Here is a 5,882-nt window from a genome sequence, read left to right as displayed (position 1 = left end):
TAAACCCCCCAAGCTCTACCGAAGTCCTTCATATGACATCGGTCTAAACATCACAAACCGGCGCGGGTCGGCGTGTCGCGGAGGCTTTTCGCCCGAATGTCGGGCCAGTGTTCTTCGATGTAATGCAGGCATGCGGCGCGGTCGGCTTCTCCAAAAACTACTCTCCAACCGGCGGGAACGGTAGTAAAAGTTGGCCAAAGGCTGTGTTGTTCTTCGTTATTGACTATGACGAAAAAACTTCCACTGTCGTCGTCGAACGGATTGAGCTGCATGATGGACCCCCTAACACCGAAGCGAAAACTCCAAAGCGCGCCGCGCACCGCACGAACTTCCGTGCGGCACTTGATGATTGAGCCGTCAGACTCGGTCGGTATCTCGACCAGCAGATGTGGTCGAAAGCGGCGCCCGTGAGCTTGGACGCGGTGGCGACTGAGCCATGACGGTCATGGCAGGCCCCCTACTGGGTTGGCCCTACGACCGTCAATGTCGCCATTCACGCTCGCGGTGTACCCCGGGCTCCCGTTTCGAAACATCTGAATTACGTTCCTACGTAAGACATTAACAGCGGCCCTTGTTGCACTTGTGTCTCGCTGCCCAGCAAAACAACTTTGAGCACCGCCATCGGCGATATCGCCCCGACACGTGCGCCATGGCACCCTTTTCCACAAGCCACCGTGGTGGATATTGGATTTGCCGGCGGGAGCGATGCGTGCGTCGCTTATGCCTTCGAAAAATATTTGCCTCTCACCGTGTCCGACCGATCGGCCCGAGGCGCCATGGCCGCGGTGTAACCGATTATCCTGCCGCAAGTGCGTTCTAAATCACGCCTCTAACAGCATATTCGCGGCGCAATCGATCCGAGCTTGACGTCGACGCCCGGCAGCCGAGATCGCTTGCCACACCGTGCAAAAACGTACGGACGCTTGCTAAGCCGAGCTTGTCTCCCAGGCGACCGCGATGCCCGGGCCGAGCTCAGCCGTAGCTGTCGTGAGTCGGTTTGCCGCAGCGGCGATTCAGCGACGAGGCGCCGCTACGCTCGGATGTGACGGAGCGCACCTACGACTGGCTACATCCGTCGCGCGATTGCCGCGCCATTTCGGCCGGCGGGGCCGGGCAGCCCGCGCGCGGAAGCCTTGTGATTGATCTCACGGGTGCCCTTACGCGCCGCTCGTCGGTGTCGTCCGAATCCGTTGACCAAGATCAACATTGGTGCACAGCGGGCTCATAGCTTTTGCCCGGCGGCGTTTCACGGCAGCGCCGGGCGCGGACCTGATCCGGCGGCGTTTAGGCGTCGACCGGCGCGGGTAGAGCTGCGGCCATGTGGGGGTCAGTGCTGGGCTTGGGAATTCTGGCTGCGCTCAACCCGGTTCGTCTCGGGCTTGCCCTCCTGATGATTTCGCGGCCACGGCCGGGACCGAGTCTGCTCGCCTACTGGATCGGCGGGCTGACGGTATGCGTGCCCGAACTCTTGCTCCCCGTGATGCTGCTGAACTTCACCCCCGTGTTCGGACATATCGCGCACGGTTCGTCTTCCCCTAGCACGAGTGCGGCCCTCGGGAAGGTTCAAATCGGCCTCGGCGTGATCGGGCTGACGATCGCGGCGGCGATGACGGTGCGCTTCGTGACTCGTCAGCGGGTGGCGCAACCCTCCCCCGACGACCGGTCGGCGGCGCTGTCATCGGCCTCGGGGGCGCCCATCCCCATGCCGCGGCTGCTGACCCGGGTCCAGGATGTCTCGAGCGACGGCGGCTCCCCCTTCCGGCGCGTGCTCGGCCGCGTCCACGACGCGTGGGAAAGCGGGTCGTCGTGGGTCGCGTGGGTGATCGGTCTGATCTCGGTGCCGGTCGACGGTGTCCTGTTCATCGTCGCGATCATCGCGGCGTCGGGCGCGTCGCTCACCGCACAGGTCAGCGCTTCCATCGCGTTCATCGTCCTGATGTATGCCGTCGTCGAGGTGATCCTCGTCGGCTATGTGGCCACGCCGGCAAAGACCGAATCCCTACTGCGAGTGCTGCACGACTGGGTGCGCACCTACCACCGGCAGATCCTGGTCATCCTCTTCACGGTGGTGGGAGTGTCGCAGCTGGCGCAGGGTCTGCACCTCGTCTGAGGTCCTGGCCGCATCGGTCCGCGGATTCAGGCCGAGCGCGGTGGGCGGCTCGTCTCGGCAAGCTTGCGGGCGATCTGCTCGACCCGGGTGTTGGTCTCCTGCGAGAGCCGAGTCAACAGTCCGAACGCGCGATCGGCGTCGATGTTGAAACGTTCCATCAGCACGCCCTTCGCCTGCCCGATCACGTCTCGGGTCGCGACGGCGCGCATCAGTTGTTTGTTCTCGCGAGCCAGCGCCTGCTGGCGTTTCAGGTGAAGGTCGGTTTCCACGGCACTGACGGCCTCGAAGGTGTGCAGCAGGTCAGCCGGCGCCCACGAGTCACCGTGTTCGACGTCGCGCGCCACCTCGGCAAGCAGCTGCTTGCTTCCGGACACTTCCTTCACGCAGTGCACCACACCCACCAGCTCGCCGTGGTCGAGCAGGGGCGAGTTGGTGGGGCTCCACACCTTGGGCAGGAATTCGTCGGGCGCGGCGAGATCGGGGATGTCGTAGCGCTGCAGGCGCATCTTGTGGGAGTGGCCGCTGCTCATCGCGATCTCCAGTGACGATGCGAGCTTCGATGTTCCGTCGGATTGCGGGTCCTTGGGATTGTCCGGGAAGGCATCGAAGAGATATTGCCCCGGTAGCTCGTCGTGTTCTCGGAGCGTGGCCTGCTCGTAGGCCCGGCTTACCGCCCGGATCCGCAGCTCACGGTCAAGGAGCACGCAGCAGACGCCCGAGACTCCGTGGACCATTTCCCGGGCGATCGCTTCGAACTGATCTTGATTGCGCACCGTCGACTGCTCTACCCGTTTACCGTGGTTTCCAACCGGTCGAGCCCAGCGCCCCCGGCCTGACATCGCAAAACCAATAGTCTGGTGTTTTGGACGCCTGCGCTTTTCCGAGAGGTAACGACATGCCCGCACCGTCAGCCGAGGTCTTCGACCGCCTGCGCCAGCTGGCCGCGATCAAAGACGCCGCCGCACGCCAGACCAAAACGATCGACGAGGTCTTCACCGGCAAGCCGCTGACCTCAATCCCCGTGGGTACGGCCGAAGACGTCGAGGCCGCATTCGCCGAGGCGCGCGCGGCCCAGGCCGAGTGGGCGAAGCGTCCGGTCGGCGAGCGCGTCGATGTCGTCAGCCGGTATCGCGACCTGGTCGTCGAGAACCGCGAGTTCCTGATGGATCTGTTGCAGGCCGAGGCGGGCAAGGCCCGGTGGGCCGCGCAGGAGGAGCTCATCGACCTGGTCGCGAACGCGAACTACTACGCCAGCGTTGCCGCGGACCTGCTGAAGCCGCGCACGGTGCAGGCGCTGCTGCCCGGGATCGGCAAGACCACGGTCGGCTATCAGCCCAAGGGCGTGGTCGGGGTGATCTCGCCCTGGAACTATCCGATGACCCTGACGGCATCGGACTCGGTGCCCGCGCTGCTGGCCGGTAACGCGGTGGTGCTCAAGCCGGACAGCCAGACCCCGTACTGCGCGCTCGCGTGCGCCGAGCTTTTGTACAAGGCCGGCCTGCCGCGAGCGCTCTATGCCGTCGTGCCCGGGCCGGGGTCGGTGGTTGGTACCGCGATCATCGACAACTGCGATTACTTGATGTTCACCGGCTCGACCGCCACCGGCCGGCAGCTCGCGGAGCACGCGGGCCGCCGGCTGATCGGTTTTTCCGCCGAGCTCGGGGGCAAGAACGCGATGATCGTCACGCGGGGCGCCAACCTCGACAAGGCCGCCAAGGCGGCCACCCGGGCCTGCTTCTCGAACGCGGGCCAGTTGTGCATCTCCATCGAGCGGATCTACGTCGAGAAAGACATTGCCGACGACTTCATCGGCAAGTTCGGTGCGGCCGTGCGGAAGATGAAGCTGGGCGCCGCGTATGACTTCTCGATCGACATGGGCAGCCTGATCTCGGCCGGTCAGCTCGAAACCGTGACGGATCATGTGGACGACGCGAAAGCCAAGGGCGCCAACGTGCTTGCCGGCGGCAAGCCTCGACCGGACGTCGGCCCGCTGTTCTACGAGCCCACGGTACTGACGGACGTCACGCCGGAGATGGAGTGCGCGGCCAACGAGACGTTCGGGCCGGTCGTCTCGATCTACCCGGTGGCCGACGTCGACGAGGCCGTCGAGAAGGCCAACGCCACCGAGTACGGGCTCAACGCCAGCGTGTTCGCCGGCTCCTCGGCCGAGGGTCAGCAGATCGCCGCCCGGCTGCGATCGGGGACCGTGAACGTCAACGAGGGTTACGCGTTCGCATGGGGCAGCCTGGGCGCACCCATGGGCGGGATGGGCCAGTCCGGCGTCGGGCGCCGCCACGGTCCCGAGGGCCTCTTGAAATACACCGAATCGCAGACCATCGCGACCGCGCGCGTGTTCAATCTCGATCCGCCGCTTGGCATTCCGTCAACCCTCTGGCAGAAGTCGCTGTTGCCCATCGTGCGGACGGTGATGAAGATCCCCGGCCGGAACTGAGGTCGCCATCTTCCGCCCCCATTGCGGGAAGCTACTACAGGACGTAGTATTCGGGCATCTTGCCGCGCACAAGGGGGTGCCATGTGAGGTGGAGTTTCGCCCAGGTCGGGCTGCTGATCATCTGCGTTTTCCACGTGATTCAGGCGGTGGTCGGGTTCATCCTCAATCCCAGCTTCGCGACCGGACCCACCGCGCCGACCGTCCAGCTGCTCGGAATGGACTACAACGGCTGGCACGCGGTCGCCGGTCTCGCCCTGTTCGCTCCGGGCCTGGCGTTCGCGATGCGCAAGTCGTGGTCCGTGTTGTATCTGCTGCTCGCCGCGATAGCCGGTGCGCTGCCGGGCATTTGGGCGTTCTTCTCGCATCAGGTCGCCTATGTCTTCAACTTCCCCAACAACGTCACCGACGCGGTGGTGCACCTGGTGACCGCCGCGATCATGGTGGCGGTGGCGGCCGTGCAGATCCGGCTGGACGGCGGGCTTCGAAACTCACTGGCCGATCTCCGCAAGGCGTCGTAAGGGTCTTCGGATTGCGCCGTTGCGGGTAGTCCTTCGGTCGACGAAGGAGGTTGCGATGGGCAAGCACTCGGAAAAAGATGACGACGAGCCCAAGGGCGGCCGTCCCGGCCCCGCGGATCACGGCCACGAAGGTGGGATGGCGACCCGGGAGAACGCGCCGGAACTGGCCGAGCCCGACCGCGAGGATTGAACCGATCCCCGCCGTCCTGCCCGGCTACTTCGATTCGGTGCGGGCTTCCTCGTAGCGGACGGACGCCACCAAAGCCACGGTGAGCAAGAACAGCAACGGCACGAACAACCATGGGTACGCGGCGACCGCGGCCATGGCGATGAGCGAGGCCGGCACCAACAACGTCAGCGCGGCCGTCGGATGCTTTTCGCTCAGGCTGAGGATCCTCGCGGGCGCCGCGAAGGCTATAGCGGCCTGCTGATACCGATCCGGCCGATCTCCGCGGTACGAGCACCGGGTCTCCAGGCCGCAGCCCACGCAGTTACGCCCATAGGAGTAGCGGGTTTTGAGGCCGCAGCCCATGCAGGTGTGGATGGTCATCGGGGCCATGCTCTCATCGCGTCGAATGGTCGCCGCGGGTGAGGTGTTCTGTGTTCCCATTCGTAGCCTGTGTCGGGCTGACAGGATTTGAACCTGCTACCACTTGACCCCCAGACTTCATTTTGGCGTGTCGGGCGTGTAACGAAATGCATCGATGCACTTCAAACGTCTGGGTGTACACCGGTACACCTACCTGCCGGGACGCCCGGGGCGGGCAATCAGCTCCGTCGCAGGCTGGCGTTCGCTACGGAT

At 64.8% G+C, this 5,882-nt stretch carries 7 protein-coding genes; 4 read left to right on the top strand and 3 right to left on the bottom strand.

Annotated elements, in window-relative coordinates:
• Positions 1-50: 50 nt before the first annotated feature.
• The gene (locus ACZ50Z_RS07085) at positions 51-272 is read right to left on the bottom strand and encodes an MbtH family protein (RefSeq protein ID WP_464482898.1); all 222 of its coding nucleotides are present in this window, start codon (positions 270-272) and stop codon (positions 51-53) included.
• 1,046 nt (positions 273-1,318) lie between these two features.
• On the opposite strand from ACZ50Z_RS07085, the gene ACZ50Z_RS07080 reads away from it, so the two are divergent.
• Positions 1,319-2,110 (top strand): GAP family protein, encoded by a 792-nt coding sequence (locus tag ACZ50Z_RS07080; protein ID WP_464482897.1) that lies wholly within the window; start codon positions 1,319-1,321, stop codon positions 2,108-2,110.
• Between the two features lie 26 nt (positions 2,111-2,136).
• On the opposite strand, the gene ACZ50Z_RS07075 is transcribed toward ACZ50Z_RS07080, so the two are convergent.
• Entirely contained in the window at positions 2,137-2,883 is a 747-nt protein-coding gene (locus ACZ50Z_RS07075; protein WP_464482896.1) for an ANTAR domain-containing protein, read from the bottom strand.
• A gap of 122 nt (positions 2,884-3,005) precedes the next feature.
• Between ACZ50Z_RS07075 and ACZ50Z_RS07070 the strand changes: the two genes are divergently transcribed.
• From ACZ50Z_RS07070 to ACZ50Z_RS07060, 3 genes are all read left to right on the top strand, one after another.
• Complete coding sequence (locus tag ACZ50Z_RS07070; protein WP_464482895.1) at positions 3,006-4,562, top strand: succinic semialdehyde dehydrogenase; 1,557 nt, start codon at positions 3,006-3,008, stop codon at positions 4,560-4,562.
• An 83-nt stretch (positions 4,563-4,645) separates the two neighbouring features.
• Positions 4,646-5,080, top strand: a complete 435-nt coding sequence (locus tag ACZ50Z_RS07065; RefSeq protein ID WP_464482894.1) for a DUF4383 domain-containing protein — start codon at positions 4,646-4,648, stop codon at positions 5,078-5,080.
• 55 nt (positions 5,081-5,135) lie between these two features.
• Positions 5,136-5,270 (top strand): hypothetical protein, encoded by a 135-nt coding sequence (locus ACZ50Z_RS07060; protein ID WP_464482893.1) that lies wholly within the window; start codon positions 5,136-5,138, stop codon positions 5,268-5,270.
• Positions 5,271-5,294: 24 nt separating this feature from the next.
• Here the strand turns inward: ACZ50Z_RS07060 and ACZ50Z_RS07055 are convergent, their stop codons facing one another.
• Positions 5,295-5,690, bottom strand: coding sequence for a hypothetical protein (locus tag ACZ50Z_RS07055; RefSeq protein ID WP_464482892.1), 396 nt, complete (start codon positions 5,688-5,690; stop codon positions 5,295-5,297).
• Positions 5,691-5,882: the final 192 nt, after the last annotated feature.

This window comes from Mycobacterium sp. NTMscope_MAC_269 (assembly GCF_976985695.1).
This window is presented reverse-complemented; position numbering and strand designations above follow the sequence as displayed.

Coding starts and splice junctions, on each gene's coding strand:
- ACZ50Z_RS07080 (WP_464482897.1), top strand. CDS start 1,319: ATGTGGGGGTCAGTGCTGGGCTTGGGAATTCTGGCTGCGCTCAACCCG.
- ACZ50Z_RS07085 (WP_464482898.1), bottom strand. CDS start 272: ATGCAGCTCAATCCGTTCGACGACGACAGTGGAAGTTTTTTCGTCATA.
- ACZ50Z_RS07055 (WP_464482892.1), bottom strand. CDS start 5,690: ATGGGAACACAGAACACCTCACCCGCGGCGACCATTCGACGCGATGAG.
- ACZ50Z_RS07070 (WP_464482895.1), top strand. CDS start 3,006: ATGCCCGCACCGTCAGCCGAGGTCTTCGACCGCCTGCGCCAGCTGGCC.
- ACZ50Z_RS07060 (WP_464482893.1), top strand. CDS start 5,136: ATGGGCAAGCACTCGGAAAAAGATGACGACGAGCCCAAGGGCGGCCGT.